Source organism: Curtobacterium sp. 1310 (assembly GCF_017834105.1).
Lineage (GTDB): Bacteria > Actinomycetota > Actinomycetes > Actinomycetales > Microbacteriaceae > Curtobacterium.
This window is the reverse complement of record NZ_JAFICY010000011.1, coordinates 1-1,043: the sequence shown is the minus strand read 5'-3', so window position 1 is coordinate 1,043 and position 1,043 is coordinate 1. Positions and strand designations below refer to the sequence as shown.

Here is a 1,043-nt window from a genome sequence, read left to right as displayed (position 1 = left end):
AAAGTTGTGTTGTCAAGTCTTCGGCTTATTAGTACCGGTCAGCTCCACGGGTCGTTAGTCCCCGCTTCCACATCCGGCCTATCAACCCAGTAGTCTGCTGGGAGCCTCTCACACTCAAGGTGCATGGAAATCTCATCTCGAAGACGGCTTCCCGCTTAGATGCTTTCAGCGGTTATCCGGTCCGAACGTAGCTAATCAGCGGTGCCCTTGGCAGAACAACTGACACACCAGAGGTTCGTCCATCCCGGTCCTCTCGTACTAGGGATAGATCTTCTCAAATTTCCAACGCGCGCAGCGGATAGGGACCGAACTGTCTCACGACGTTCTAAACCCAGCTCGCGTACCGCTTTAATGGGCGAACAGCCCAACCCTTGGGACCTACTCCAGCCCCAGGATGCGACGAGCCGACATCGAGGTGCCAAACCATGCCGTCGATATGGACTCTTGGGCAAGATCAGCCTGTTATCCCCGAGGTACCTTTTATCCGTTGAGCGACAGCGCTTCCACAAGCCACTGCCGGATCACTAGTCCCGACTTTCGTCCCTGCTCGACCTGTCAGTCTCACAGTCAAGCTCCCTTGTGCACTTACACTCGCCACCTGATTGCCAACCAGGTTGAGGGAACCTTTGGGCGCCTCCGTTACTCTTTGGGAGGCAACCGCCCCAGTTAAACTACCCATCAGGCACTGTCCATGAACCCGATCAGGGTCCTACGTTAGACATCCAAAGTGACCAGAGTGGTATTTCAACAATGACTCCACGAACACTAGCGTGCCCGCTTCACAGTCTCCCACCTATCCTACACAAGCCACTCCGAACACCAATACCAAACTGTAGTAAAGGTCACGGGGTCTTTCCGTCCTGCTGCGCGTAACGAGCATCTTTACTCGTAGTGCAATTTCGCCGAGTTCGCGGTTGAGACAGCTGGGAAGTCGTTACGCCATTCGTGCAGGTCGGAACTTACCCGACAAGGAATTTCGCTACCTTAGGATGGTTATAGTTACCACCGCCGTTTACTGGGGCTTAAATTCAGAGCTTCGCCCT

At 54.2% G+C, this 1,043-nt stretch carries 1 rRNA gene; it reads right to left on the bottom strand.

Annotation, left to right across the window (positions count from 1 at the left end):
* Positions 1-8: 8 nt before the first annotated feature.
* Positions 9-1,043 (bottom strand): 23S ribosomal RNA (locus JOD95_RS16095); the annotation flags it as partial.